The 24,068-nt window shown below is 68.6% G+C and carries 23 protein-coding genes; 12 read left to right on the plus strand and 11 right to left on the minus strand.

Annotation, left to right across the window (positions count from 1 at the left end; translation table 11 throughout):
* Nucleotides 1-41 precede the first annotated feature (41 nt).
* Both NVU01S_RS34535 and NVU01S_RS34540 read left to right on the plus strand, forming a co-directional pair.
* Complete coding sequence (locus tag NVU01S_RS34535) at nt 42-1,745, plus strand: bifunctional metallophosphatase/5'-nucleotidase (RefSeq protein ID WP_052280876.1); 1,704 nt, start codon at nt 42-44, stop codon at nt 1,743-1,745.
* A 316-nt stretch (nt 1,746-2,061) separates the two neighbouring features.
* Complete coding sequence (locus NVU01S_RS34540; protein WP_043674808.1) at nt 2,062-4,095, plus strand: SDR family oxidoreductase; 2,034 nt, start codon at nt 2,062-2,064, stop codon at nt 4,093-4,095.
* Nucleotides 4,096-4,149: 54 nt separating this feature from the next.
* Here NVU01S_RS34540 and NVU01S_RS43725 read toward each other — a convergent pair whose 3' ends face one another.
* From NVU01S_RS43725 to NVU01S_RS34550, 3 genes are all read right to left on the minus strand, one after another.
* Entirely contained in the window at nt 4,150-4,368 is a 219-nt protein-coding gene (locus tag NVU01S_RS43725) for a hypothetical protein (RefSeq protein ID WP_042261100.1), read from the minus strand.
* Nucleotides 4,369-4,554: 186 nt separating this feature from the next.
* Nucleotides 4,555-5,211, minus strand: a complete 657-nt coding sequence (locus NVU01S_RS34545) for a cutinase family protein (RefSeq protein ID WP_052280877.1) — start codon at nt 5,209-5,211, stop codon at nt 4,555-4,557.
* A 163-nt stretch (nt 5,212-5,374) separates the two neighbouring features.
* A complete protein-coding gene (locus NVU01S_RS34550; RefSeq protein WP_043674913.1) occupies nt 5,375-6,400 on the minus strand; it encodes a zinc-binding alcohol dehydrogenase family protein in 1,026 nt (341 codons plus the stop codon).
* 219 nt (nt 6,401-6,619) lie between these two features.
* On the opposite strand from NVU01S_RS34550, the gene NVU01S_RS34555 reads away from it, so the two are divergent.
* The 3 genes from NVU01S_RS34555 (at nt 6,620) to NVU01S_RS34565 (ending at nt 9,831) form a co-directional block, all read left to right on the plus strand.
* Nucleotides 6,620-7,261: a TetR/AcrR family transcriptional regulator gene (locus NVU01S_RS34555; RefSeq protein ID WP_043674916.1), complete on the plus strand. Its 642-nt coding sequence runs from the start codon at nt 6,620-6,622 to the stop codon at nt 7,259-7,261.
* A complete protein-coding gene (locus NVU01S_RS34560; RefSeq protein WP_043674814.1) occupies nt 7,258-8,949 on the plus strand; it encodes an FAD-binding dehydrogenase in 1,692 nt (563 codons plus the stop codon). Before NVU01S_RS34555 ends, NVU01S_RS34560 begins: the two co-directional genes overlap by 4 nt.
* 147 nt (nt 8,950-9,096) lie before the next feature.
* On the plus strand, nt 9,097-9,831 hold the full coding sequence (locus NVU01S_RS34565; protein ID WP_052280867.1) for a hypothetical protein: 735 nt from the start codon (nt 9,097-9,099) through the stop codon (nt 9,829-9,831).
* Nucleotides 9,832-9,837: 6 nt separating this feature from the next.
* Here NVU01S_RS34565 and NVU01S_RS34570 read toward each other — a convergent pair whose 3' ends face one another.
* On the minus strand, nt 9,838-10,764 hold the full coding sequence (locus tag NVU01S_RS34570; RefSeq protein ID WP_052280868.1) for an expansin EXLX1 family cellulose-binding protein: 927 nt from the start codon (nt 10,762-10,764) through the stop codon (nt 9,838-9,840).
* 242 nt (nt 10,765-11,006) lie between these two features.
* Complete coding sequence (locus NVU01S_RS34575; RefSeq protein ID WP_043674817.1) at nt 11,007-12,146, minus strand: acyl-CoA dehydrogenase family protein; 1,140 nt, start codon at nt 12,144-12,146, stop codon at nt 11,007-11,009.
* Between the two features lie 135 nt (nt 12,147-12,281).
* On the opposite strand from NVU01S_RS34575, the gene hemC reads away from it, so the two are divergent.
* A complete protein-coding gene (hemC, locus tag NVU01S_RS34580; protein ID WP_043674821.1) occupies nt 12,282-13,211 on the plus strand; it encodes a hydroxymethylbilane synthase in 930 nt (309 codons plus the stop codon).
* A gap of 38 nt (nt 13,212-13,249) precedes the next feature.
* Here the strand turns inward: hemC and NVU01S_RS34585 are convergent, their stop codons facing one another.
* On the minus strand, nt 13,250-14,086 hold the full coding sequence (locus NVU01S_RS34585) for an IclR family transcriptional regulator (RefSeq protein ID WP_042261091.1): 837 nt from the start codon (nt 14,084-14,086) through the stop codon (nt 13,250-13,252).
* 292 nt (nt 14,087-14,378) lie between these two features.
* Between NVU01S_RS34585 and NVU01S_RS34590 the strand changes: the two genes are divergently transcribed.
* Together NVU01S_RS34590 and NVU01S_RS34595 are read left to right on the plus strand one after the other, a co-directional pair.
* Nucleotides 14,379-15,377 carry a serine hydrolase gene (locus NVU01S_RS34590; RefSeq protein ID WP_175068934.1) on the plus strand — a complete coding sequence of 333 codons (999 nt, stop codon included), beginning with the start codon at nt 14,379-14,381 and terminating at the stop codon, nt 15,375-15,377.
* 5 nt (nt 15,378-15,382) lie between these two features.
* Nucleotides 15,383-15,832, plus strand: coding sequence for an ArsR/SmtB family transcription factor (locus NVU01S_RS34595; protein WP_043674927.1), 450 nt, complete (start codon nt 15,383-15,385; stop codon nt 15,830-15,832).
* 59 nt (nt 15,833-15,891) lie between these two features.
* Here NVU01S_RS34595 and NVU01S_RS34600 read toward each other — a convergent pair whose 3' ends face one another.
* The gene (locus NVU01S_RS34600) at nt 15,892-16,149 is read right to left on the minus strand and encodes a three-helix bundle dimerization domain-containing protein (protein WP_156161708.1); all 258 of its coding nucleotides are present in this window, start codon (nt 16,147-16,149) and stop codon (nt 15,892-15,894) included.
* A gap of 150 nt (nt 16,150-16,299) precedes the next feature.
* Here NVU01S_RS34600 and NVU01S_RS34605 point away from each other — a divergent pair, with 150 nt between their 5' ends.
* From NVU01S_RS34605 to NVU01S_RS34615, 3 genes are all read left to right on the plus strand, one after another.
* Complete coding sequence (locus tag NVU01S_RS34605; RefSeq protein ID WP_043674824.1) at nt 16,300-16,782, plus strand: nuclear transport factor 2 family protein; 483 nt, start codon at nt 16,300-16,302, stop codon at nt 16,780-16,782.
* Between the two features lie 18 nt (nt 16,783-16,800).
* Nucleotides 16,801-19,914 carry an ATP-binding protein gene (locus tag NVU01S_RS34610; protein ID WP_043674827.1) on the plus strand — a complete coding sequence of 1,038 codons (3,114 nt, stop codon included), beginning with the start codon at nt 16,801-16,803 and terminating at the stop codon, nt 19,912-19,914.
* Between the two features lie 101 nt (nt 19,915-20,015).
* On the plus strand, nt 20,016-20,654 hold the full coding sequence (locus tag NVU01S_RS34615) for an MBL fold metallo-hydrolase (protein WP_043674932.1): 639 nt from the start codon (nt 20,016-20,018) through the stop codon (nt 20,652-20,654).
* An 18-nt stretch (nt 20,655-20,672) separates the two neighbouring features.
* Here NVU01S_RS34615 and NVU01S_RS34620 read toward each other — a convergent pair whose 3' ends face one another.
* From NVU01S_RS34620 to NVU01S_RS34635, 4 genes are all read right to left on the minus strand, one after another.
* The gene (locus NVU01S_RS34620; protein ID WP_043674830.1) at nt 20,673-20,855 is read right to left on the minus strand and encodes a DUF6011 domain-containing protein; all 183 of its coding nucleotides are present in this window, start codon (nt 20,853-20,855) and stop codon (nt 20,673-20,675) included.
* A gap of 107 nt (nt 20,856-20,962) precedes the next feature.
* Nucleotides 20,963-21,727 (minus strand): DUF2071 domain-containing protein, encoded by a 765-nt coding sequence (locus NVU01S_RS34625; protein WP_244467356.1) that lies wholly within the window; start codon nt 21,725-21,727, stop codon nt 20,963-20,965.
* A 119-nt stretch (nt 21,728-21,846) separates the two neighbouring features.
* Nucleotides 21,847-22,101, minus strand: coding sequence for a hypothetical protein (locus NVU01S_RS34630; RefSeq protein WP_043674833.1), 255 nt, complete (start codon nt 22,099-22,101; stop codon nt 21,847-21,849).
* Complete coding sequence (locus NVU01S_RS34635) at nt 22,098-22,817, minus strand: HNH endonuclease family protein (protein ID WP_244896323.1); 720 nt, start codon at nt 22,815-22,817, stop codon at nt 22,098-22,100. Before NVU01S_RS34635 ends, NVU01S_RS34630 begins: the two co-directional genes overlap by 4 nt.
* Before the next feature lie 199 nt (nt 22,818-23,016).
* Here NVU01S_RS34635 and NVU01S_RS34640 point away from each other — a divergent pair, with 199 nt between their 5' ends.
* Complete coding sequence (locus tag NVU01S_RS34640; protein ID WP_043674838.1) at nt 23,017-24,066, plus strand: aminotransferase class V-fold PLP-dependent enzyme; 1,050 nt, start codon at nt 23,017-23,019, stop codon at nt 24,064-24,066.
* The last annotated feature ends 2 nt before the right edge of the window (nt 24,067-24,068 follow it).

Genomic DNA, 24,068 nt, shown 5'->3' on the forward strand with positions numbered 1-24,068 from the left:
GAACGGTGGCCCCGGCCGACCCCGCGTGGCACAGTCAGAACATGAACGCGCGCCGTCGCTTTGCCGTGGTCGTTGCCGGACTCGTGAGCACGGCGCTCGTCGCCGGGTGCGACACGGCGAACGACCAGGGCGGCGGGCCGATCACCTCGACCGTGCCCGGCGTGGTGCCGCTGATCTCGACCGACGACCTCGGCCCGGCCGAGTCCGACGAAGTACACCTGTTCGGTCTCAACGACCTGCACGGCAATCTGCAGCCGCCGGCCGGCTCGACCGGCAAGATCGCCGGGCACGACGCGGGCGGGGCCGCCTATCTGGCCACCCACCTCGCCCGCCTGAAAGCCGCGTATCCCGCCAGCGCGATCGTCGCGGCCGGTGACGACATCGGCGCGAGCCCGCTGATCTCCGGTCTCTTCCACGACGAACCGACCGTCACCTTCATGAACACCATCGGGGTGGCCGCCTCGTCGGTCGGCAATCACGAATTCGACCGCGGCGTCCTCGAATTGGCCCGCATCCAGCAGGGCGGCTGCGCGCCGGACGGCTGCGCACCCGGCGCGCCCTTCACCGGCGCGAAGTTCCCGTACCTGGCCGCGAACGTGACCGACGCCGAGGGCAAGCTGCCGCCCGCGCTGCGGCCGTGGACCATGCTGGAAATCGGCGGGCACAAGATCGGCGTGATCGGCACGGTCACCCCGGACACCACCAATCTGGTGCTGCCCGCGGGGATCCGGGGGTACCGGTTCGACGACGAGGCCGCGACGATCAACCGCTACGTGCCGGAGGTGAAGTCCGCGGGCGCCGAGACGATCGTCGCGTTGATGCACGACGGCGGCAGCCAGCAGCCGCCCAAAGATGTGCCAGTCGACTACAACGGCTGCGCCGATATCAGCCCGAACGTCACGGGCCTGGCCAAGGCGATCGACCCGGCGGTGCAGGCGCTGTTCACCGGCCACAGCCATCAGTCCTACGTGTGCACGATCGAGGGCAAGGTGGTCACCCAGGCCGCGTCCTACGGCAGGCTCATCACCGATCTGACGCTGCGTTTCACCCCGGACGGCGTGCGGGCGTCCGCGGTCAACCGGGTGGTGACCCGCGAGGTGACGCCGGACGGGCCCACCACCGCGCTCGTCGATTTCTATGCCGAACAGGCACGGCCGCGCACCGCCCGGGTGGTCGGCACGGCCACCGCGGTGCTGTCGCACGATCCGGGGGCCTCGGGCACCGCGCCGCTCGGCGACGTGATCGCCGATTCGATGCTCGCGGCCACCGCCGGACCGGCGGGTGCGGTCGCGGCGTTCATGAACCCGGGCGGGGTCCGCGCGGACATCAAGGCGGGCCCGGTCACCTACGGCGATATCTTCACGGTCCAGCCGTTCGGTAACCAGGTCGTCACGCTCACGCTCACCGGTGCGCAGGTGTTGCGGCTGCTCGAACAGCAGTGGACCAACACGAGCAAGCCGGCCGTGCTCTCCCCCGCCGGTATCACCTACGCCTACACCGAATCCGCGTCGAACGGCGCGAAGGTGTCCGCCGAGAGCGTGCGGATCGGCGGACAACCGCTCAATCCCGTTGCGACGTACCGGATCACGACGAACAGCTTCCTCGCCTCGGGTGGCGACGGGTTCGCCGTCTTCACCGAGGGCACCGACAGCGTCCCCGGCCCGACCGACCTGGACGCCTTCGAGGCCTACTTCCGGGACCATCCCACCGTACAGCCGCCGGCCGCCCGGGTGGAGCGGCGTTAGCTCATCGGATGCCAGAAGACTACTGGTCAAATGACCAGTGAAGGTATACCTGGAAATTGTTGTAACACTTACCCTTTGACCTGCACAGACAGGTGACCAGTCCCACAGCCGCAGACCGACCGGAACGCTTGCCGGGGTCGCGCGGAATCCATTACTGTTTCCTATAAGTCAGGACGAAGTGGTTCCTACTTTCGGCCCGACCGCTGTTACCGCGTCAGGGGGCACGTCGCGGCCGGACCAGTATCTCCGCATTCACTGTTGCATGCCGGATTACTTTGTGCGACAACACGGTTCGAGTGAACAGCAGGAGAGGACGATGGCTACCTACATCGTGACGGGCGGTACCGGATTCTTGGGGCGACGGGTCGTCCAGGAGCTGCTGGACCACGATCCCGACGCCGTGGTCCATGTGCTGGTGCGCGAGGGCTCGCTGCAGAAGTTTGCTGACCTGGCCACCGCGTGGCACGGCGGCGAGCGGGTGTTCTCCCTGGTCGGCGACCTCACGGCGGACGGGCTCGGGCTCACCCGGGAGGCACCGGCGGCCGAGCACGTGATCCATCTCGGCGCCGTCTACGACATGACCGCCGACGAGGACACCGCGCACGCCGCCAATGTCGCGGGCACCCGTTCGGTGATCGCCCTGGCCCGCCGGATCGGCGCTGTGCTGCACCATGTTTCGTCGGTCGCGGTGGCCGGCGACCACAAGGGCAAGTTCTTCGAAGAGGACTTCGACCTCGGTCAGCAGCTCACCTCGCCCTACCACCGCACCAAGTTCGCCGCCGAGCAGCTGGTGCGCGAGGCGCAGGGCCTGCGCTGGCGGGTGTACCGGCCCGCGATCGTGGTCGGCGATTCGCGCACCGGCGAGATGGACAAGATCGACGGTCCCTACTACTTCTTCTCCGCCATCGCCAAGCTCGCGGCGCTGCCGTCGGAACTGCCGATGCCGCTGCCCGATCTCGGCGCGACCAACATCGTCCCGGTCGACTACGTCGCCGCCGCCATGGCCACGCTGATCCGCCGGCCCGGACTCGACGGGCGCACCTTCCACCTGGTCAACCCGGAGCCGCAGCCGTTCAGCGCGGTGTACGGCGCGCTCGCCGCGGCGGCGGGCGCGCCCACCGGCATCGGCGTCGTGCCGGGCAGCGCGCTGGCGCTGACCGGGCTGGCGCAGTTGCCGGGCGTCGCCTCGGTGCGCGATTTCCTGTTGGAGCAGTTGGGCATTCCCGCGGCCGTCGCCCCGCACACCTCCTTCGCCGCGGAGTTCATCTCCGATTCCACCCGGGCGCAGTTGCGCGGCTCCGGCCTGAGCGTGCCGCCGTTCGAAAGCTACGCCGAACGGCTCTGGAGCTACTGGCGTGCGCATCTGGACACCCATCGCGACCGCCCCGAGATCACCGACGATCCGCTCAGCGGCCGGATCGTGCTCATCACCGGCGCTTCCTCGGGCATCGGGCTGGCCACCGCGCACGCGGTCGCCCGGCGCGGCGCCACCGTGCTCATGGTGGCCCGCGGCAAGGACGACCTGTCCGACGCCGCCGACTCGGTGCGCGCGGAAGGCGGTGTGGCCTACGACTATCCGTGCGATATCACCGACGCCGACGCGGTCGAGTCCCTGGTGCGCGCCGTGCTCACCGAACACGGCCACATCGACTACCTGGTGAACAACGCGGGCCGGTCGATCCGTCGCTCGGTGCTCAACTCGACCGATCGCATGCACGATTTCGAGCGGACCATGGCGGTGAACTACTTCGGCGCGGTCCGGCTGATCCTGGCCCTGCTGCCGTCGATGCGGGCCCGGCGCTTCGGTCACGTCGTCAACATCTCCTCGATCGCCGTGCAGACCAAGGTGCCCCGGTTCGCGGCCTACGTCGCGAGCAAGTCGGCGCTGGACAACTTCAGCGAGATCGCGGCGGTCGAGAACCGGGACGCGGGCATCACTTTCACCTCGGTGCGGATGCCGCTCGTGCGCACCCCGATGATTGCGCCGACCGATCTCTACCGTTCGCTGCCGGTTCCTGACCCGGACCAGGCCGCCGCCATCGTGGTGCGCGCGCTGGAGGATCGCCCGCACCGCATCGACACCCCGGTCGGCACCTTCGCCCAGGCGGTCGATCTGCTGATGCCGTCGGTGAAGCGCACGATCCTGCACCAGGGCTTCCGCTTGTTCGGGGAATCCCATGCGGCACAGGGCAACAAGGCCGTCGCGCCCGCGCAGGCCGCAGCGGCCGAGCCGTCCGGAGAGCGCGGCCGCAGCCCGCTGACCGTGCTCGCGCCGGTGCTCATGCCGCTGATGGCGCTGCCCGGCCCCGCGGCGCGGGTGGCCCGGGTGGTGCCCGGATTGCAGTGGTAGTCACCGGGATTTGAATTCAGGTCGACGCGCGTGCGCAAATTGCGGGCGACCGGTTCAGACGCGGGCCTGACGGTTCGGCACGATATCGGGATACCGATAGTGTATTCGTGCGATGCAGTGCCGAACCGTGTGCATCTCCGCGTGTAGTTCACGCAGCCGTTGCGTTTGAAAAGTCCGTTCGGCGGTACTGATTGCGCGGGCGAGCCCGCGCGCGTGGGTGGCAAGCAAGTCGAGAAATACCCGGGCTTGTGCGATGTCGGGATCATCGGACATTCGCTGTTCCTATCACGCCCGCTCGCGGCCACACCACTCGAACTCCGCGCGTTCCACGGGATTTCGCCGCACCGTGTCCGAATCGAAAAGGACTACCGGTGTTTCAGAGAAAGGAAAGCGCCCGGCGCGGAAATGCCGGTGCGGTGGGGCCGGATCGGCCCCACCGCGGATTTCCCGGCAGGGAACTCACACCCGGTCCGCCGCGAACCAGGCGGCCGGCCACATGGCCCAGCCGTAGTTGCCGTGCTGCGTCGGGTCGAGACCGCCGCCGCAGACGGGATCGCCACCCGTGCAGTAGTTTCCGGTGCGCCAGGCGTACTGACCCGGCACGTTCCAGCCGATCAGCCGGAGCGGATCACCGAACAGCAGCACCGCGGCCACCCGCGATTCCAGTTCGCCCGGCAGCACCGCCATCCCGCCGAGGACCGTCACCGCGCCGGTACCGAGGACACCGTGCGTGACGACCGCGCCCTGCGAATAGCCGACCAGGATGAACCGCTGGTCCGGGCACGCCGCCGCCTGCCACAGCAGATGACCGGTCATGTCGTGGGTGCCGCGGCTCACCGACGCCGGATCCAGCAGGTCCGCAGGATAATTCACGCGATACGCGGTGGAACTCACCGGTAGCGCCTGCAGCAACGTGCCGTAGAGCGGGTCCCCGACCGCGGCGCCGAGGTAGCCGGGTTCCTGTGTTCCCCGTGCGACTACCACGTCGATCGCGGCGCAGGGCGACGCCCATGCGGGCGATCCCGTCGTCGCTCCGAAACCCGCGGCCAGCAGTAGCACGATGAAAACTCGTACCACCCGCCACTTTTCGAAATGAATTACCTTCCGGTTTGCCATCGTGATCACCCACTCACGCCGTTGTGAGAAGCCGAGTGACACTTGTCAGCGACAAGTGCCACTCGGCTATATCTGCGAAGGTAAGAACGGCTGAGTAGGTCGTCAAGGAAGTCGACCCGAACGATGCGGACTCAACGCCGAATCGTGTCCTGGCTAATCTTTTCTACGGAACGAGAACCGCTGCGCCAGTGAAACGTCCGTGGGCGAGATCGGCCAGGGCCTGATCTGCCCTGCCGAGGGAGTACCCACGGGTGGTCACTTCTATGCGGTGTTCGCCTGCGAGGGCGAGAAATTCACGCGCGTCGGCGCGGGTGTTCGCGGTGACCGAGCGAATTTCCCGCTCCTGGAACAGATGCCGCTGATAATTCAACGCCGGGAGGTCGCTCAGATGAATACCCGCGATCGCCAGAATGCCGCCGCGGTCGAGCGCGGCCAGCGCCGGCGGCACCAGCGTGCCCACCGGCGCGAACAAGATCGCCGAATCGAGTTGCACCGGAGGCGGATCCGCCGCACCCTGCGCCGACGCCGCACCGAGGGCGCGCGCCAGCTCCTGCGCGGCCGGATCCCGGGTCATCACATGCACCTCGGCGCCGCGCGCGAGCGCGACCTGTGCGGCGATGTGCGCGCTGCCGCCGAAACCGTAGATGCCGAGGTGACCACCGGGCGGCAGCTGCGCGCGCTGCAGTGAGCGATAGCCGATGATGCCGGCGCAGAGCAGCGGCGCCGTCTCTTCGTCGGTGTAGTTCTCCGGCAGGCGCAGCGCGTAATCGGCTGGCACAGTGGCATATTCGGCGTATCCGCCGTCGGCGTCCCACCCGGTGTAAAGCGAACGGGGACAAAGGTTCTCGAGTCCGCGCAGGCAGTACTTACAGGCGCCGCAGGTGTGCCGCAACCAGGCGATGCCGACCCGGTCGCCCACGGCGAAACCGTCCGCGGGACGCTCGTCGGCACGCGCGCCGACCGCCGGGCCGACCGCGACCACCTCGCCGACCACCTCGTGCCCGGGCACCACCCCGGCGCGATGCACGGGTAGATCCGCCTCGGCGACATGCAGGTCCGTCCGGCAGACGCCGCAGGCCAGCACCCGCACGAGCAGTTCGTCGGCGGCCGGCTCCGGCACGGGCTCGCGCACGCGCTCCAGCGGCCCCGCATCGATCGGCCCCGGCCGATGGACTCGCCATCCGGTCATCGATCCCGACCGCGCAACCTCGTTCATGCTGAACTCTCCTTGTCCCCGGGACACCTGGCCGAGCCGCACTGGCAATCCGATGCTGCGTGCGACCCTACTCAACCGATTTCCCCCTGTCGCCGCACCGGTTCTGATACATTTGTGTATTGAATACAGTTTTGTATCCAATTGATCGGCTCCGGCCACTACCCGCGGCCGGTCCCACCCGAGGAGGTGCCCATGGCGTCGTCCACCCCATCGGGAAGCGCGGCGAGCCGGGTCACCCGCCGCCGCGCCGAAACCCGCGACCGGCTGCTGACCGCCGCGTACGAGGCCTTCAGCGAGGAGGGCTTCGGCAAGGCCACGGTGGAACGGGTCTGCGAACGCGCCGGGTTCACCCGCGGCGCCTTCTACTCCAATTTCGTCTCGCTCGACGAACTGTTCCTGGCGATGTGGGAACAGCGCTCGGCCGCTATGCTCGCCGACATCAAGCGTGTCCTGGACGACATGCTGATCGGCGGTGACGACGACCTGCACACCGCGATCGAACGGATGGCCCGCGCGGTGCCCATCGACGAGGGCTGGTATCGGATCACCGCGGAGTTCACCGCCCATGCGCTGCGCCATCCCGAACTGCGCCGGGTGATGGCCGCGCGCGAAGAGGCGATCAGCGCCGCGCTGATGCCGGCCGTCGTCGCCGGGCTGGCCCGGATCGGCCGCGCGGTCCCCGATTCCGCGGCGCTCGGTCAGGCCCTCGTCGCGGTGCACGACGGCACCAGCGTGCAGGTCCTGATGGAACCGCGCAGCCGCGCCGTGCGCAAGCGGCGCACCGAACTCATCTACCACGTCGTGCTGGCCTATAGCACCGAAACCGAAGGATGAAGATGACCGACAGGACCACCGAATTCGCACAACAGGCCGACGTCATCGTGGTCGGCGCCGGGCTGGCCGGCCTCGTCGCGACGCACGAGCTGGTCAAGGCGGGCCGCAAGGTGCTCGTGCTCGATCAGGAGAACCGCAACAATCTCGGTGGACAGGCGTTCTGGTCACTCGGCGGGCTGTTCATGGTGGACACCCCCGAGCAGCGCCGGCTCGGGATCAAGGACTCCTACGAACTGGCGCTGCAGGATTGGCTCGGCTCGGCCGGTTTCGACCGCGACGACGAGGACCTCTGGGCGCGACAGTGGGCCCAGGCCTACGTGCGTTTCGCCGCCACCGAGAAACGTGACTACCTCCACGAACTCGGTCTGCGGATCACCCCGGTGATCGGCTGGGCCGAGCGCGGCGGCGGCTTCGCCGACGGGCACGGCAATTCGGTGCCGCGATTCCATCTCACCTGGGGCACCGGGCCGGAGGTGGTGCGGGTGTTCGCCGAACCAGTGCTCGAAGGGGAACGGCGCGGGCTGGTCGGCTTCGGCTTCCGCCACCGGGTCGACGAGCTGATCGTCGAGGACGGCGCGGTCGTCGGCGTCCGCGGCGGCGTGCTGGAGCCGAGCGACCTGGCGCGCGGCCAGGCGTCGTCTCGAAACGTAGTGCGCGAGTTCGAGTTCCGCGCACAGGCGGTGATCGTCAGCTCCGGCGGCATCGGGCACAATCACGAGTTGATCCGGCGCAACTGGCCGGTCGAACGGCTCGGCAAGTGCCCGGAGACCATGATCTCCGGCGTGCCCGCGCACGTGGACGGACGGATGCTCGGCATCACCGAGGCGGCCGGCGGCGCCATTGTCAACCGGGATCGCATGTGGCACTACACCGAAGGCATCGTCAACTGGGATCCGATCTGGCCCGATCACGCCATCCGGATCATCCCCGGCCCGTCCTCGATGTGGTTCGACGCGAACGGAAGGCGTTTGCCCGCACCGTGTTTCCCGGGTTACGACACCAACGCGACCATGAAGGAGATCCTGTCCACCGGCTACGACTACTCCTGGTTCGTGCTGACCCAGTCGATCATCGAGAAGGAGTTCGCGCTGTCGGGTTCCGAGCAGAATCCCGACATCACCGGCAAGGACCTCAAACTCACCCTCAAGAGCCGCATCGCCAAGGGCGCACCGGGCCCGGTCGAGGCGTTCAAGCAGCACGGCGTCGACTTCGTGGTCGCGGACACGCTGCGGGAGCTGGTCGCCGGGATGAACAAGATCACCCGCGGTCCGCAGCTGGATCACGACACGCTGGAGCGGCAGATCGTCGCGCGAGACCGCGACGTCACCAACAAGTACTCCAAGGACAGCCAGCTGATGGCGATCACCAACGCGCGCCAGTACTTCGGGGACAAGGCGGGACGTGTCGCCAAGCCGCATCGGATCCTCGACCCCGCCGCCGGCCCGCTCATCGCGGTGCGGTTGAATATCCTCACGCGAAAGACGCTGGGCGGCTTGCAGACCAACCTCGACTCACAGGTGATCCGGCAGGACGGCAGCGCTTTTCCCGGCCTCTACGCCGCGGGCGAGGTGGCCGGATTCGGCGGCGGCGGGGTGCACGGGTACAACGCGCTGGAAGGTACCTTCCTCGGCGGCTGCATCTTCTCCGGGCGGGCCGCAGGTTTGGCACTGGCCGCGACACTGCGGTGATCGGCGCATAATCGGCAGATCATCCCGCAGGTCACGGTGGTTGTCCGGGCCCGCACGGCACCCGTAGGCTCGGGCAGCCTTCGGCTGCGGTTCCCGGCGCAGGAGCCTCGTCGGCGAAGGACAGTCCGACAGAACGAGGCCAGGGAGATGTGGAGAAAGTGCGATCGGGGCCGGCGGCGGGGGTCGGCGCCCAGTACATCGATCGGCCGGCGAGAGCAACAACGCCTCCCCCGGTTCGAGCCGGACGACGACGAGCGACACCGGCGGCAGTGGCTGGCATCGCTGCACGCCTTCGCCGACGCCTACCGGGCGGCCGAGCTGAACGGCCTACCGGTGCGGCAGGTTTCGCATTCCGGCTGGCGCCCGGGCGCGCGGATCGCACCGGGCACGACCGAGGGCAGGTTGCTCGCCTACCACGACTCGGGCGACGAAGCCGATTTCGTCTTCCGGGAGGGTGAGCTCGCCCTCTTCAGCATCACCACCGCGGGCGGGCACCGCGAGGATTTCACGCTGCGCCCGTTCGCCATCCGCTGGGTGATGCTCGCCGGATTCTGCGGGGCGGTGGCGCCGGGCGTCACCCGGGTCGAGGTCTGTGACGGCGACGGCACCGCGGTCCCGGTGGATCTCGTGGCCCATACCTTCGCCGCCACCACCGATCTCGAGCTGCCGTATCTGCGTACGATGAACCGGCTGCGTGCCGCCGGGGCACGGTCCGACGAGATTCTGGACGTGCTGTTCCGCAGTGATCGGCGCGGTGAGGAGTACGCGGCGACCCGGCACCTGACCATCCGGGTCTACGGCGGCGACGACGCTCCCCTGTACACCGGCCCGGTCTTCACCGACGCCCGATTCCGTCAGTTGCGCAAGAGCATTCGCGACTGAGCACGGTCACGGCTTACAGCCCGCCGGGGTCGCGTTCGCCGACGATCGCGGCGGCGGTGCGGCCGCGAGGCTGGTCGGCGAGACGATCGGCGGCTCGGTGGGCTCGGGCTCGGCCACGGGTCGCGCCTCGGTGTAGAGACGCGCACCGGTCGGTCGCAGCCCCGGTTCCACCGTGATGCCGGTGATCTCGGCCTGGTTGCCGTGGATATCGGTGAGACGCGCGGCGAACGGACCCGTCCCCGCCCGGGAGATGGACCAGTAGTTGTCCATACCTCGGGTCAGGTGCTGCCACGCCCCGCCCGTCGCGGGCCGAATCGCGACCTCGCGCAACGGATTCCCGGTGCCGCCGAACAGGATGGCGAACCAGGCGGCGGTGGCATCGGGCTTCACCTCGTAGGTCAGCTCCGCCACCGGCTCCGGATTGCGCACCACGTGGTACCGAACCTTCGCGACGCCGTCGGACAGGTCGGCGATCTCGGTGAACGCGGCCGTGCTCAAATCCAGTTGTCCCGGAGCACATCCCGGGCAACGGTCGACGATCTGCACCCGCACGCTGCCCCGCGGGCCCTCGACATCGAGGTAGCCCCCGCACGGATCGGCGGTGCCGTACTCCGATGTCGACATACCCACGAAGAAGCCGTCCAGCGGAAGGTCGGGGTACGAGCACGAGACCCCCGGACCGAACGAATAGAACCGCGCCTCGCCCGATACGACGGGCTGCGGCTCCGGTAACGGGCTGGTGGACGGCCAAATACTGTTGGCGGTCAACGGGTTCGACGGTGTCGCCGACTGGGCCATCGCGTTCGGTACGTCGCAGTGCACCGGCTCGGGCCGGGTCACCCACACCGCTACGCCCGCAATGGCCGCCAGGCCGATCGCGGACCACAGCCACCCCGAACGGACGTGTCGCTGGTTGATCGGTATCCGGTGCATCGCTCCCGACTCCGGTTCACCTGCTCATGGACTCTCCATCCTGACGTCCATAGGAAAGCAGCCGAACGGCGCGGGCACGCGGCGAACGAAAAATCTACACAGTGAAAGGAACATGCTTCAGCAAGCGTGAGGCAAATCCCCAGCATCCTCCTGGACACTCCCGCAGCCTGCCGGAAATCATCCGGTGTGCATGCCGCCCCGTAATGCCACGCACCCCAGCGCAATACGGTACGGCGCCGACGCTACGCGAAGCCGTCCATCAGGGACAGCACCCGCAGCATGACCTCGTCGGCACCACCGCCGATGCTCAACAGCCTGCTGTCCCGGAAGGCACGCGAGGTCCAGGTCTCCGTCATGTAGCCCATGCCGCCGTGCACCTGAAGGCACCAGTCCGCGACCTGACGGGACAGTCGCCCCGCCTCCAACTTGGCGATGGTCGCCATTCTGGTGACGTCCTGGCCGTCCCGGTAGGACCGGCCGGTGGTCTCGGTGTAGACGCGCAGCATGTCCGCCCGCGCCGCCAGCTCGGCGTAGGTGTACTGCAGATACTGATTGGCCGTCAGCGGTTGTCCGAAAACCTTGCGCTGCTTGGCGTAGTCACGGGTCAGCTCCAATTGCATGGCGCAGCTGATCGGTGCGCTGTATGCGGCGAACATGCGCTCCATCACGAACTGCGACATCTGCTGCTGGAAGCCGCGGCCGATCTCACCGATGGTGTTGCGCACCGGAACTCGCACATCCTCGAAGGTGAGCAGGCCGGTATCGGAGGCGCGCATGCCCAGCTTGTCCAGCTTGCGATCGACGCGGAAACCCGGTGCGTCGGTGGGGATGATGATCTGACTCATACCGCGATAGCCGCCCTCCGGGGAGGTGCGGACCAGCGTGCACAGCCAGTCCGCCTGAACCGCGTTGGTGATGAACATCTTCGAGCCGTTGATCACCCAGTCGTCGCCGTCGCGGCGCGCGTGGGTTCTGATACCCGCCACGTCGGACCCGGCGTCCGGCTCGGTGACCGCGACGCCGCAGACGGTCTCGCCGCGCATGGCCGGGGCCAGATATTCCTGTTTGAGTTCCTCGCTGCCGTGCGCGTGCAGCGAGGGCGTCGCCATCGCGACGTGCACGCCCAGCGCCATCGGGAACGAGCCGTGTGCGACCCGGCCCAGTTCCTGGCAGAGCACCACGGTGAACAGATGGTCGGCGCCCTGCCCCGCGTAGGCCGGGTCGTACTCGAGACCGAGGATGCCGAGCTTCGCCATATCGGCGAAGATCTCGTGCAGCGGCATCATCTCCGTCTGTTCCCACTCGTCGACGTGCGGATTGATCTTCTGCTCGAGATAGCGCCGGACCATGGCCCGGAACTCCTGATGTTCGTCGCTGTACATGCCCTTATTGTCGCCTTGCCAACGTCGTGTGGGCGGATAATCAGCACACCGGTACCGCCGGGTACGACGTGGGGCAGGTCACGCCGGGCCAGGCTCGGCGATCAACGGATTTCGGCTGGGAGTAAGGTGCCGAACATGTCGCGTACGCGCATTATTCGGATCGCCACCCGATCCAGCCCCATGGCGTTGGCCCAGGCCGAGCACGTCGCCGAGCTGCTCGAGCGGCTCGGCGTGCAGAGCGAGCTGGTCAAGGTCACCACCGCCGGCGACCGTTGGATGGGTGATCTGTCCAAGCTCGGCGGTAAGGGCGCCTTCGTCAAGGAGATCGACCACGCGCTGCTCGTGGACGACGCCGATCTCGCGGTGCACTGCCTCAAGGACATCCCCGGCGATATCCCGGTGCCCGAGGGCCTGGCCTTCGCCGGGTACCTGGCGCGCGACGACGTGCACGACGCCGTGATCACCGGCAACGGCGCGCCGCTCGCCGAGCAGCCCGCGGGGACCGTGGTCGGCACCAGCTCGGTGCGCCGGACCGCACAGCTGCTGCTGCACTACCCGCACCTGACGGTGCAACCGTTGCGCGGCAACGTCAATACCCGGCTGGCGCGTCTCGAAGAGGGACATGTCGACGTGTTGATCGCCGCCGTCTCCGGCCTGCATCGGGTCGGCCAGCAGCACCGGATCACCGAGACGCTCGACCTCGAGACCATGTGCCCGCCCATCGGCGCGGGCATCATCGCGCTCGAATGCCGCAGCGACGACAGCCGGCTCCGCGATCTCGGCGCCCAGCTCGATCACGCCGAGACCCACCGCCAGGCCGACGCCGAACGCGCGATGCTGCACGCCCTGCAGGGCCACTGCAACTCCCCCATCGCCGGCTACGCCACCACTGACCGCACCGGCCGACTGACCTTGCACGGCAAGGTCTTCAGCGCCGACGGCGCGCAGTGGCTCGACTCCAAACACTGGGGCGTCCCCGAAGATCCCCAAGCCCTCGGCTTCTTCGTCGGCGCCGACCTGCTCCGCCAAGGCGCCCGAGCCATCATCGACGCCATCCCGCACTGACCGTCACCCGCGCCGTCCCGGTGCGGGGTACCGGGTGCTCAGCGCCAGCGGGCGTGGCGGGGGAAGAGGGAGCGGCCTGCTTCGTGGGCTACCTCGATGAGGACGCGGGCGAGGCGGGTGGTGTCGAGGGACTTCCGGTCGCCGTCGAGGTGAGCGGAGAGGGAAAGGGCGGCTACCGCGGCGCCGCGGCCGCGGATCGGGACGGCGACACAGGCGATGCCTGCAACCGACTCCTCGTTGTCGACCGCCACACCCTGCCGCTGCCGGATCTTGCCGAGCTCGCGATGCAGATCGGTTCTGTCGCAAATGGTTCGGGCGGTCAGCTGAGGTAGTCGATCGCGGAACGAGGTCTCGACGATGCTCGGTTCCAGCGAGGCCAGCAGTGCCTTGCCGAGCGCGGTGCTGTGCGCGGGCATCCGGCCGCCGAGCCGGGTCGGGACGTTCGCCGCGAACCGGCCGCCCGCCTTGTCCAGGTAGAGCACTTCGCGTCCGTCCAGCACACCGAGATGCCCGACCATGCCCGTGCGTTGACAGAGGTCGTGCAGCAGCGGGCTGACCACGTCCCGAATCTCGTTGTGGTCGGCGGCGAGTCCGCCGAGCTCGAGCGTGCGCAGGCCGAGCCGGTAGCCGCCCGGCGCGTGCGCGAGCCAGCGCAGCCGGATCATCTGGTCGAGGATGCGATGCACGGTGGAGCGCGGCAGACCGGTACGTTCGGACAAGCCGAGCAAAGTCAGCGTCGGCGTTGACCCGTCGAAAGCGTCCAGTATCAGCGTCATTCGCTCGATCATGGACACCGGCGGCCGGGCGGCGGGCGCCGGCCCCGATCCCGTCCACAATGCTCCGGACTCGGGATGGGTCACCGCCTCGACCGTCATAGCTCACCTCCACCACGTGCTCGCCTAGAGCTTAGAAGTACATCTATTAGGCATGTGCGTTTCCGGCACACCACTTTGTGTCGCCCATCACAGTGCCTCGAGCGGGCCGTTCGGTGGAATCCCGGAAACTACGGAGACGGCTACGGATCTTTCGCCCGTGCCCATACGCCCACCCAGCCAACGGCTTTCGGCACGGCGTTCGCGGCGAACGAAACCCCATGGCGCCGACGTGGCCGAATGGCTATCGTCGCAGTAGTTCGTTATTACGGAATTACGGATTTACGGAGGCGAGATGATGCGACGCAGACTTGCGGCCGTGCTGGCCGCGGTCTTGCCGCTGGTCGCGGGCTGTTCGAGTACCGCGACGAAAGAAGCGGACGTGTCCACGGTCGAGGGGTGGTTGGCGCGGATCGAGCAGGATCCGGACAACATCGCGTTCGCCATCGACGACGGGCTGGGACGTACCGCCGAACGGCGGGCCGATGCGCAGCAGCCGCTCGCGTCGGCGGCGAAGGTGGTACCGCTCGCGGCCTATGCGCGGGCGGTCGCGGCGGGCACCGTCGATCGGCACGAGCAGATCCCGGTCGCCGAATGGGAGCGGTGGTATCTGCCGAAAGCGGACGGCGGCGCGCATGAACAGGCGCGCAAACGACTGCCCGGCGACACGGTCACCCTCGATCAGCTGGTGAGCGCGATGATTCAGGAGAGCGACAATGCCGCGCCCGACTATCTGCGGGACCGTCTCGGCGACAACGCGCTGATCGAGGCCGCCGCGGCCGGGGGTTGGCACGACTACATGCTGTTCTCGCCACTGGGCAGCATGCTTCGGCTGGCCGAACCGGACATCGCCGACGAATGGGCCGCGGCTCGACGCTATGCGGCCGATCCGGCGTATCGCGCCGCGATACTGTCGAAATCACCGCCGTCCTACAGCGATCAAGTGGCGTGGGCAGAAACCACCTGGACCGGATCGGCACGCCAGCTCACCTCGCTGTATCGCTCGTTCGCCACCGGAAGTTTCGGGCCCGGCGCCGATATCGCCCGCGCACACCTGGAATGGCAGCCCCCACCGGCCGGGTTCGTCGGGCTCGGCTTCAAGGGCGGTGCGCTCGCGGGCATCCTGACCGAGGCGATGTCGCTGCGCCGCGCGGACGGTACGGTCGCGACCGCGGTGCTGCTCAACCGCCGCATGCCCGAGTCCACGTGGTCGGCCGCGCTGAAGAGCTTCCGTCATCAGGAACTGCTGTTCCGCGCCATGACCGAGCCGGAGATGCTGCACCGGTTACCGTGATCGGCATGACGGATGTCGAGGGCAAGCTCGCCGAACTGGAGGCGCGGATCGAAGCGCTGGAAGGGCGTCGCGACGACGACCCGGCGCGCGGTTTCATCGACTACCGCGGCGCGGTCGATTTCGACGGCGAGATCGACTGGACCATCCGCTACAGCGCGGCCGCGGTGCTCCGGCTGCCCGCCGCAGCGCGCGTGGAAGTGCTTGCCGCGCTAGGACACCCGGTGCGCCACGCGCTGATCCAGGAACTGCTCGAAAGTCCGCGCACCGGCGCCGAGCTGGCCGAGGCCCTGGGCCTCACCTCCACCGGCCAGCTGTACCACCACATGCGCGCGTTGTCGTCGGCGAAGATCATCGAACAAAGCCGTCGCGGCACCTATCGCATCCCCGCCTCGAAGGTGGTCCCGGTCCTGGTCCTGATGACCGCCGCCGCCGACATCGCCGAGGTGTTGCACTAAAGTCCGGCCGGCGCCACCGCTGAACCGCGGCGGCGCCGACCGAGACTCCGAGACCGAGCCTAGGCGCGGTCGCTGTGCTGATCGACCAAGGCGTACAGCCACTCTCGTGTATAGCGCTCAGCGAGCAGCGGCAGGAAATTGTCGATCGTGGCGTGGTCGGCGACGTGCTCGTAGGCGGAATGCAGGAATTGTTCGATGGCGTCATCGGCGACGACGCCGTCGAATTCGTCCTCCAAGCGGACGGCGGCGGCGCGCAGGGCGACGGCCTGGTCGAGGGCGAGATCGTTGGCATGAACCGAGGTGACCGGACTGTTCACGGCGGACTCCTGTGTGGTGGTGCGGCATTCGGCGCGTTGAGCGCGTGCGCTGGTATCGGCACGCCTCATTACTTCGGGTACCCAGCGGGCCGCGGCGGACACCCGTCGCCGGTTGTTGTCTGCGACGCACGCCCGTGCCACGCTGATGCCATGGATCTCGACGCCATAGAAGCCGTCCGGCAGCTCAAGTATCGGTATTTCCGGACCCTCGATCTCAAACAGTGGGACGAGTTCGCCGACACCCTCACCGTCGATGTGGCCGGGCGCTACGGCACGCACGCGCTCGGTGAACCGCTCGTCTTGGACGGCCGCGCCGCGGTCACGGAGTTCATGCGCGAAAACCTCGGTCCCACCGTCGTCACGGTCCATATCGCGAATCACCCGGAGATCACCGTCGACGGCGAAACCGCCGTCGGCTCCTGGGCTTTCGAGGACACCGTGCTGGAGACCAAATACGGTCTGCAGATTCGCGGCGCGGGCTACTACACCGATACCTACCGGCGCGACGACGACGGTAAGTGGCGGATCGCCTCGACCGGCTATCAGCGCATCTACGAATCCATGCAGTCGCTCGTCGACACCCCGAGTTTCCAGCTCCTGACGAATATGTGGGCGGCACCGGCTCCGCAATAGCACCGGAAGGAGGCAGGCGTGCCGGCAGCGCGGCTGATCGGCCGGGACCATCACGCGGCACTGCTGCGCGAGGAGCTACGGCGCACCACCGCCAGTCATGGCGGACTGGTGCTGGTGACCGGCGAGGCGGGCATCGGCAAGACAGCGTTGCTCAGCGAGGTCGTCGGCGATTCGGACGCGCGCGACGCGCTCGTGCTGACCGCGACGGCCTGGAGCGGCGACGGCACCCCCGGCTTCTGGCCGTGGGTGCAGGTGCTGCGCGGTCTGCGCCGCGCCGCGACACCTGAGCAGTGGGCCGCGGTGGACGCCGCCGCCGGTAATGCGTTGTCCTTCTTGATCGGTGACGCGGAACTGCCGAAAGCGCCGCAGGGCGCACTGTTCCGGATCGCCGACGCGGTGACCGAGGCCCTCGTCACCGCTTGTGCGCTGCGCCCGGTGATCGTGGTGATCGACGACCTGCATCGAGCGGACCCCGAATCGCTGTCGGTGCTGGCGTTCGTCGCACGGCACTCGTGGTTCGAGCGACTCACCGTCGTCGCGGCGGCACGAGACAACGACATCGACGTGGCGGGCCATCCGCTGCGAGAAGTGTTCGGCGAGTTGACGACTGCCGCGCGGCTCATCGAGCTGACCGGACTACCGGTCGAGCACGTCGCCGAGTTCGTGCACGAGACGACGGGCACGCGCGCGCCGGACGAGATCGCCCGGACAGTGCACACGCTTTCGGGCGGCAATCCGTTCCTGGTCGAGCAGGCTGCCCGCCTGTGGCAGGCGGGCAGCGCGCTGGACACGCTCACCCCCGGCGTCCGCGAAACGCTCGACGCGCGACTGACCCCGCTGCCCGCCGCCGCACTGGACGTCCTGACCACCGCCGCGCTCGTCGGCCGGGAGTTCGCCGCGCAGGTGGTGGCCGCCGGTTCGGGTCGCGATCTCGGCGAGGTGCTCGACCTCGCCGCGCTCGCGGTGCGCGCCCGATTGCTGACGACGCCGGGCCCGGACCGTTACGCGTTCGTGCACGACCTGGTGCGGGAGAATCTGATCGCCCGGATCGGCGACATCGAGGCCAAAAAACGGCATGCGGCCGTGCTCGGCGCGCTCGAACGGTTGCCCAGGGAGGTGTCCGGTGCGACCCCGAGCGATCTGGCCCATCACGCCTATCTGGCGGCCGACGCGATCGATGCGGAGCGCACACTGCGGTATCTGCTGGACGCCGCCGCGGACGCCTGCGGCCGGCTCGCGGCAGGCGAGGTCGCCGTCCACTATCGGCGCGCCCTCGCGCTGCTCCCCGCGGACCGGGCCGAGCTGCGCGGCACGGTCGGGTTGGGGCTGGCCGCGGCACAGCGCGGGTCCGGCGAACTCGCCGCGGCGCGGCGCACCTACGAGGCCCTGCTGACCACGGCCAGAACCCGCGCGGCCGCCGAGCTGTTCGCCGAGGCCGCCCTGGGGCTGCACGAACTCGGGATGCCGGATCCGGAGCATCAGGCCGAGCGCGAAATCGCGCTGATGGACCAGGCGTATCGCATGCTGCTCGCCGAACGACCGCCCACCGACCCGCTGGCGGTGCGGGTGCGCGCCGCGGCGACCCGGGTGCGGGTGCACACGGGACGGGCCCGGCACGGCGCGGCCGAGCACGTCAGCGCCGAAACCGTCCGAGCGGCACGCGAATCCGGTGACGACACCGCGCTGGCTTCGGCCCTGCTCGCACGGCACGACGCGATCTGGCGGCCCGGCACCGCGGCGGAGCGGTTGTCGCTCGCCGGGGAACTCGCCGCCATCGGCCGCCGCGAACACGGCGACGAGCTCGAATTGCAGGGCGCGCTATTGCGTTTCACCGCGTTGCTCGAACTCGGCGATCCCGCGGCGCATATCGAACTGGCCGCCTTCGGGGCGCACGCGGACCGGGCGCGGTTGCTCCGGTTCCGTTTCGTCGCACTGTCGCGCACCGGCGCGCTCGCCACCCTGACCGGGCGATTCACGGACGCGCGCAACGCCATCGACGAGGCGTACACGCTCGGCGAGCGACTCGGCGAGGTCGATCTGACCCCGCTCTGGCTCGAACAACGCTGGGCGCTGGCGTTGCTCGCGGGCGATCTGGCGCAGGCCGAGGCGTTCGTCGACCGGTATCGCGATACCGCCGTCGCGTATACCGCCGTCCCCGCACTGATCACCGCCGCGCGCCGTCGCGACCTCGACCGGGTGCGCGGCCTGGTCGGCGATATCCAGGCGATGTACGAGTTGCACCCGCGGCACTTCCATCCGTCCATCCTGGTCGCCCAGGCGTACGCCGCCCTGGTGCTGGACGATTCCGAACTGCGGGAGACGGTGCGCGCCAGGCTGCTTCCGCTGGCCGCCTGGTGGGCGGTAGTCGCGGGCGGCGGCGCGGTCTACGGCCCGTACGCCTACTGGCTGGGCCGACTCGCCGCGGCCTCGGGTGACCACCCGGCCGCCGTCGAATACCTCACCGCGGCAGCGGATTCGGCGCACCGGCTGCGGGCGCGGCCGTGGGTCGACGCGGCACGACAGCAGCTACACCTGCTCTCGCACCGCGCCCAACCCGCTCCGCGCGCGCCGATCAAGCCCGCGGACAACGAGTTCCGGCCCGACGGCGATGTCTGGACGCTGCGCTTCGCCGAGCGGACCGTGCACCTGCCCGACGCCAAGGGGCTGCGCGATCTGCACGTGCTGCTCGCCCATCGGGACAGCGACATCCCCAGCCTCGAACTGTTCGGCACCACCGATCCCAGCGCGGTGGTGCAGGCCGCCAAGTCCTTCGGCGCCGACCCCGTGCTCGACGACCAGGCGAAGGCCGCCTACCACCGGCGGCTGACCACCCTCGATGCCGAGATCGACCGCGCGGTCGATCTCAGTCGCGACGACCGCGCCGCCGAACTGGACCGGGAGCGCGCGGCGCTGCTGGACGAATTGCGCCGCACCGCGGGCCTGGCCGGACGCACCCGCCACCTCGGTGACGACGCCGAGCGGGCGCGCAAAACCGTGTCCGCCCGGGTGCGCGACACCCTGCGCCGGATCGACCGGATCCATCCGGAACTGGCCGAGCACCTGCGCGCAACCGTCTCGCTCGGACTCGTCTGCCGGTACCAACCGCAGCGTGACATCAGCTGGCGGCTGTGAATTCACCACGTCACGATTCGAGCCGCCGCGCCGCGATCTAGCGTCGCGAGATCGGATCTCGCGCCTTCCGGGTGACAGACCACGCACGGAAGGAACAGACGATGCACCAGATCACCGCGAACCTGTGGGAGACCGAGACCTTGAGCCCCTTCCCCGGGTTGAACACGCACGCCTACCTCTGGACCACCCCCGACGGGAACGTGCTGTTCTACAACACCACGCGCACCGAGGAATTCGACAAGATCGCCGAACTCGGCGGCGTCGCCCAGCACTACCTGAGCCACCGCGACGAGATCGCCTCATCGCTCGCGCTCGTCCGCGAACGCTTCGGCGCGCAGTTGCACATCCACCGCGCGGACGCGGGCGAGGTCACCGCCACCACCGTCGACGACCCGTTCGACACCCGGCACACCGCGATCGCCGGACTCGAGGTGATCCCGACGCCCGGTCACACCGCGGGCAGCGCCTGCTATCTCGCGACGATCGACGGCAAACGCCATCTCTTCACCGGTGACACCCTGATCCTCGGCGAGAACGGCACCTGGTGGGCCGGCTACATCGAGGGCCACAGCGACCGCGACACCCTGCTCACCACCCTCGACCTGCTCGCCACCCTCACCCCGGACGTCGTCGTGTCCAGCGCGTTCATGAGCGACAAGGGCGTCATCGAACTCGACCGCCCCTGGGCAGAGTGCGTCGCGGAAGCCAAGAAAGCCCTGCTCGCCGGCGCCGAGGCGTAACGGCTGGGGCGATGCCGTTCAGGCTGCGACGTCGAACAGCGTCAGCTCTCGGGCGGCGGCGGCACGCTGTTCGGCGCGCTCCCTGACGGCACAGGTTGGGCCGATACCCTGCGCTACCGAGTCGGCGGAGACGAGCCATCCGTGGCAGCGGCGGCAATGCGTGACGAGTCGGACCGTGGGCCGGTCCTCGGTGTCGGCCATATCGAACCCCTCCGGCCGTCGAGCGTTGGTGACTTGTCCAGCGTGACACGGGGGTCCGACAGATTTCGGTGCCTTGCGGTGGTCCGCGAATGCCGCAGCCTGGTTTGTCACGGCCTCAGGGGCAATGGCGCGAGGGGGTGCCAGGTGACCGGCACGTCGCGCATGAGCAAGGCACCGTCGAGGTGTGCGCTGCCGGGCGGGAAGACTTTTGCGTCGTCGAAGAACGTGGAGTGCACCGCGGCGACCTCGACCGGCTCGACCTGCCATGCGTCCGTGCGCAATTCGAGCCCGGCCAGCTCGGCTCCGCCGCGGGTCGCGGAGTACCCGGCCGAGCCGCGGCGGAAGAACTCCGAGGCCTGTGCCAGATCGGCGAACAGCTCACTGCCCGGCCACCGGGTCGTCCGCCGGACGTCCACCTGAACCTTCGTGGCCGAATCCCGGCTCGCGAAGGCCACCTGTACATCGTCGGCGGTCTCGCGCACCCGGAATCGCGCGTGCTCGTGCTCGCCCGGGAAGAGCCGACCGCCGACCAGCACATTGAGCGCCGATCCGGTGTCGCGGCGCGGAATGTAGACCCCGGTCCCGCTTCCACCCGGACCGTCCCATTCGACCGCGACCCGATGCGCCGCGTTCTCGCTGCGCACCCCGACCCAGCGCGGCAGACCACTGGGCCGCAGCTGCCCGAGCCGGATCAAACAGATCCCGGCGACCGCCCACTCCCCGACCAGCTGCGGGCGCAACGGCGCAGGCAGCACCTTCGCCACCACATCCGGCTCGACCCGGTAGTTCACCAGCAACCGCCGCTCGATAACCCCGGCCAGCTCCGGAAACCCACCGCGCCCCGTCGGCAGAACAGCATCTTTCGTCCACACCACACCAGCGTCCCAACACCCACTCAACGAGTCAAGACTCTTCTAGTAAATGCTCGAACAATTGCTATTCATGCAGGTGATAAGCGGGTCATGCCGCCAGCCTGAACAGTTGGGCGATCCTACTGTTCGGGGCCGAGGTACTTGGCTACCAGTTTGGTGTGGTAGATCGGGAGTTCGGTGGGGGCGGCGAGGTGTGCGGCGGCTTCGGTGATGGTGTACCACTCGTCGGCGCCCGCGTAGCGGGTCTGCGCGGTGGCCTGGCCGGAATCGGTGACGGTGGAGCGGATCTCGACCTCGCCGGTGATGACGCCTACCTCGTCGGTCATGATGCCGCCGGGGGCCGCGGTCAAGGTGGTGGTCATTTCGTTGCTCATGAAGCACATCCGTTCAGGAGTTGTTGCAGAGCGTTCTTTTCCGCCTGTTGTGCGGAAAGCTGCCAGGCCGACTTCGAGGCGATCCATATCTTCGCATAGGTGCACCGATAACCCGTGGTGGGCGGTAACCACTGGGATGGATCCTGATCGCCTTTGGATCTGTTCGACGATGCCGATACCGCAATGAGCTGCGGGTGATTCAGGTCATTGGCGAAATCTTGGCGCCGCTGCGTGGTCCATCCGGAAGCACCCGAGCGCCATGCTTCGGCCAGCGGCACCACGTGGTCGATATCCACCGCGCCGGGATCGGTCACGGTCACACCGTCGTAGGGCGAATGCCAGGAGCCGGCGGTCGGATAGCAGTCCGCGCCGACCTTCACGCCGGTGCCGTCGCGCATCAAAACCGTTTCCCTGCTTGTACATTGGCCGGACACGGTGATCCAGTGCGGAAACTTCTCCCGCGAGTATCCGGTCATCGCCCCCTCGGGCGCGACGGCGATCCCGTCGAGCATCGACTGCGCCGTGGCCTTGCTCGGGATATTCGGTGGCGTCGCCGACGCGACACCTGCGGCCAACGCTGTCGCGGTAATTCCCACGGCGACAAGGGAAATGCCGACCAGGTACCGGTTGAATCGTTTCTCGGTTCGCATGTGCCAACGATCACCGGGAATTACTTGTCGCGACTGGCGACAGGCCGCGCCGTGCGGCGAATTCACCGATCTTTCACACAGGTTTCCGCGGAACGCCGATTCGGCGAACGGCCGAATTACCCAACAGGACAACATGAGACAGAACGACCGAATACCCGAAAAAGGATTCCGCCGACCGTTCGGACGTACCGGCATACCCGCGATCGGTCCAGTTTCGGGATGCTGGCGCTGGACGGGGGTCGGCGCAACGGCGCAGGCTACGAGTATGTCCTCGCTTGCGCCCGAAGAGTTCTCGCCCGAAGTCACCTACCTGAACACCGCCTCGTACGGGTTGCCGTCGGAGCGCGCGCTGGCCGCGGTACGGGACGCGAGTGCGCGATGGGCGACCGGCCGGGGCGGGCCGATGACACAGGACCACCTGGTGCCCGAACTGCGGGCCGCCTACGCCCGGCTGCTGGCCGGCGCGACCGCGGATGATATCGCGCTCGGCAGTGGCGCAGGACCGTTGATCGGCCCGGTCGCGGTCGCGTTGCCGTCCGGGGCCGAGGTTCTCGTCGCCGAAGGCGAATTCTCCTCTGTCACCATGCCTTTCCTGCATCGCGGCGATCTGACGGTGCGCGTGGTCCCGCTGGAGCGCCTGGCCGAGGAGGTCCGCCCGGAGACCGCACTGGTCGCGGTGAGCGTGGTGCAGTCCGCGGACGGGCGCACCACGGACCTGTCCGCGCTGCGCGCGGCGACCAACGCCTACGGCGCCCGGCTGCTGGTGGACGCCACGCAGGCGGCGAGCTGGCTACCGCTGTCCTTCGCCGACGCCGACTACTGGGTGTGCGCGACGTTCAAATGGCTGATCGGGTCGCGGTCGGTGGCCTTCTTCGCGGCCGGGCCGGAAGCGACCGAGTCGGTGCGTCCGGTGGGGCCGAGCTGGTACGCCGCCGAGGATCGGTGGGCAGAGCTGTACCACCCCGTCGCGTTGCCGAAGACCACCCGCCGCTTCGACTCGACCCCGGACCTGCTCGGCATCATCGCGGCGACCGCGGGCATCGCGCTCATCGAGGAACTGACCGTCGAGCGGATCGGCGCGCACGACCTCGCGCTCGCGGACCGCTTCCGCGCCGGGCTCACCGAACTGGGCCTCGACTACGTCGCCAAGCAGTCCCCGATCGTCACGGTGCCCGGTGCGGGCGAGGTGCAGGCTCGGCTGGAAGCCGCCGACGTCATCACCTCGGCGCGCAACGGCGGCCTGCGCTTCTCGTTCCATCTGTACAACAGCGTCGCCGATGTGGATCGTGCGCTGGAAGTGCTTGCCATGAAATAGGT

It is taken from the genome of Nocardia vulneris (genome assembly GCF_001613425.1).
GTDB classification, from domain to species: domain Bacteria; phylum Actinomycetota; class Actinomycetes; order Mycobacteriales; family Mycobacteriaceae; genus Nocardia; species Nocardia vulneris.

Excerpts from the sequence above, each read along its gene's own strand:
- NVU01S_RS34630 (WP_043674833.1), bottom strand. The coding sequence starts at position 22,101 with ATGAGCAACGAAATGACCACCACCTTGACCGCGGCCCCCGGCGGCATC.
- NVU01S_RS34535 (WP_052280876.1), top strand. The coding sequence starts at position 42 with ATGAACGCGCGCCGTCGCTTTGCCGTGGTCGTTGCCGGACTCGTGAGC.
- NVU01S_RS34605 (WP_043674824.1), top strand. The coding sequence starts at position 16,300 with ATGGATCTCGACGCCATAGAAGCCGTCCGGCAGCTCAAGTATCGGTAT.
- NVU01S_RS34585 (WP_042261091.1), bottom strand. The coding sequence starts at position 14,086 with ATGACGGTCGAGGCGGTGACCCATCCCGAGTCCGGAGCATTGTGGACG.
- hemC (WP_043674821.1), top strand. The coding sequence starts at position 12,282 with ATGTCGCGTACGCGCATTATTCGGATCGCCACCCGATCCAGCCCCATG.
- NVU01S_RS34590 (WP_175068934.1), top strand. The coding sequence starts at position 14,379 with ATGATGCGACGCAGACTTGCGGCCGTGCTGGCCGCGGTCTTGCCGCTG.
- NVU01S_RS34540 (WP_043674808.1), top strand. The coding sequence starts at position 2,062 with ATGGCTACCTACATCGTGACGGGCGGTACCGGATTCTTGGGGCGACGG.
- NVU01S_RS34575 (WP_043674817.1), bottom strand. The coding sequence starts at position 12,146 with ATGTACAGCGACGAACATCAGGAGTTCCGGGCCATGGTCCGGCGCTAT.
- NVU01S_RS34545 (WP_052280877.1), bottom strand. The coding sequence starts at position 5,211 with ATGGCAAACCGGAAGGTAATTCATTTCGAAAAGTGGCGGGTGGTACGA.
- NVU01S_RS34640 (WP_043674838.1), top strand. The coding sequence starts at position 23,017 with ATGTCCTCGCTTGCGCCCGAAGAGTTCTCGCCCGAAGTCACCTACCTG.
- NVU01S_RS34620 (WP_043674830.1), bottom strand. The coding sequence starts at position 20,855 with ATGGCCGACACCGAGGACCGGCCCACGGTCCGACTCGTCACGCATTGC.
- NVU01S_RS34595 (WP_043674927.1), top strand. The coding sequence starts at position 15,383 with ATGACGGATGTCGAGGGCAAGCTCGCCGAACTGGAGGCGCGGATCGAA.
- NVU01S_RS34565 (WP_052280867.1), top strand. The coding sequence starts at position 9,097 with ATGTGGAGAAAGTGCGATCGGGGCCGGCGGCGGGGGTCGGCGCCCAGT.
- NVU01S_RS34560 (WP_043674814.1), top strand. The coding sequence starts at position 7,258 with ATGAAGATGACCGACAGGACCACCGAATTCGCACAACAGGCCGACGTC.
- NVU01S_RS34570 (WP_052280868.1), bottom strand. The coding sequence starts at position 10,764 with ATGCACCGGATACCGATCAACCAGCGACACGTCCGTTCGGGGTGGCTG.
- NVU01S_RS43725 (WP_042261100.1), bottom strand. The coding sequence starts at position 4,368 with ATGTCCGATGATCCCGACATCGCACAAGCCCGGGTATTTCTCGACTTG.
- NVU01S_RS34555 (WP_043674916.1), top strand. The coding sequence starts at position 6,620 with ATGGCGTCGTCCACCCCATCGGGAAGCGCGGCGAGCCGGGTCACCCGC.
- NVU01S_RS34615 (WP_043674932.1), top strand. The coding sequence starts at position 20,016 with ATGCACCAGATCACCGCGAACCTGTGGGAGACCGAGACCTTGAGCCCC.
- NVU01S_RS34550 (WP_043674913.1), bottom strand. The coding sequence starts at position 6,400 with ATGACCGGATGGCGAGTCCATCGGCCGGGGCCGATCGATGCGGGGCCG.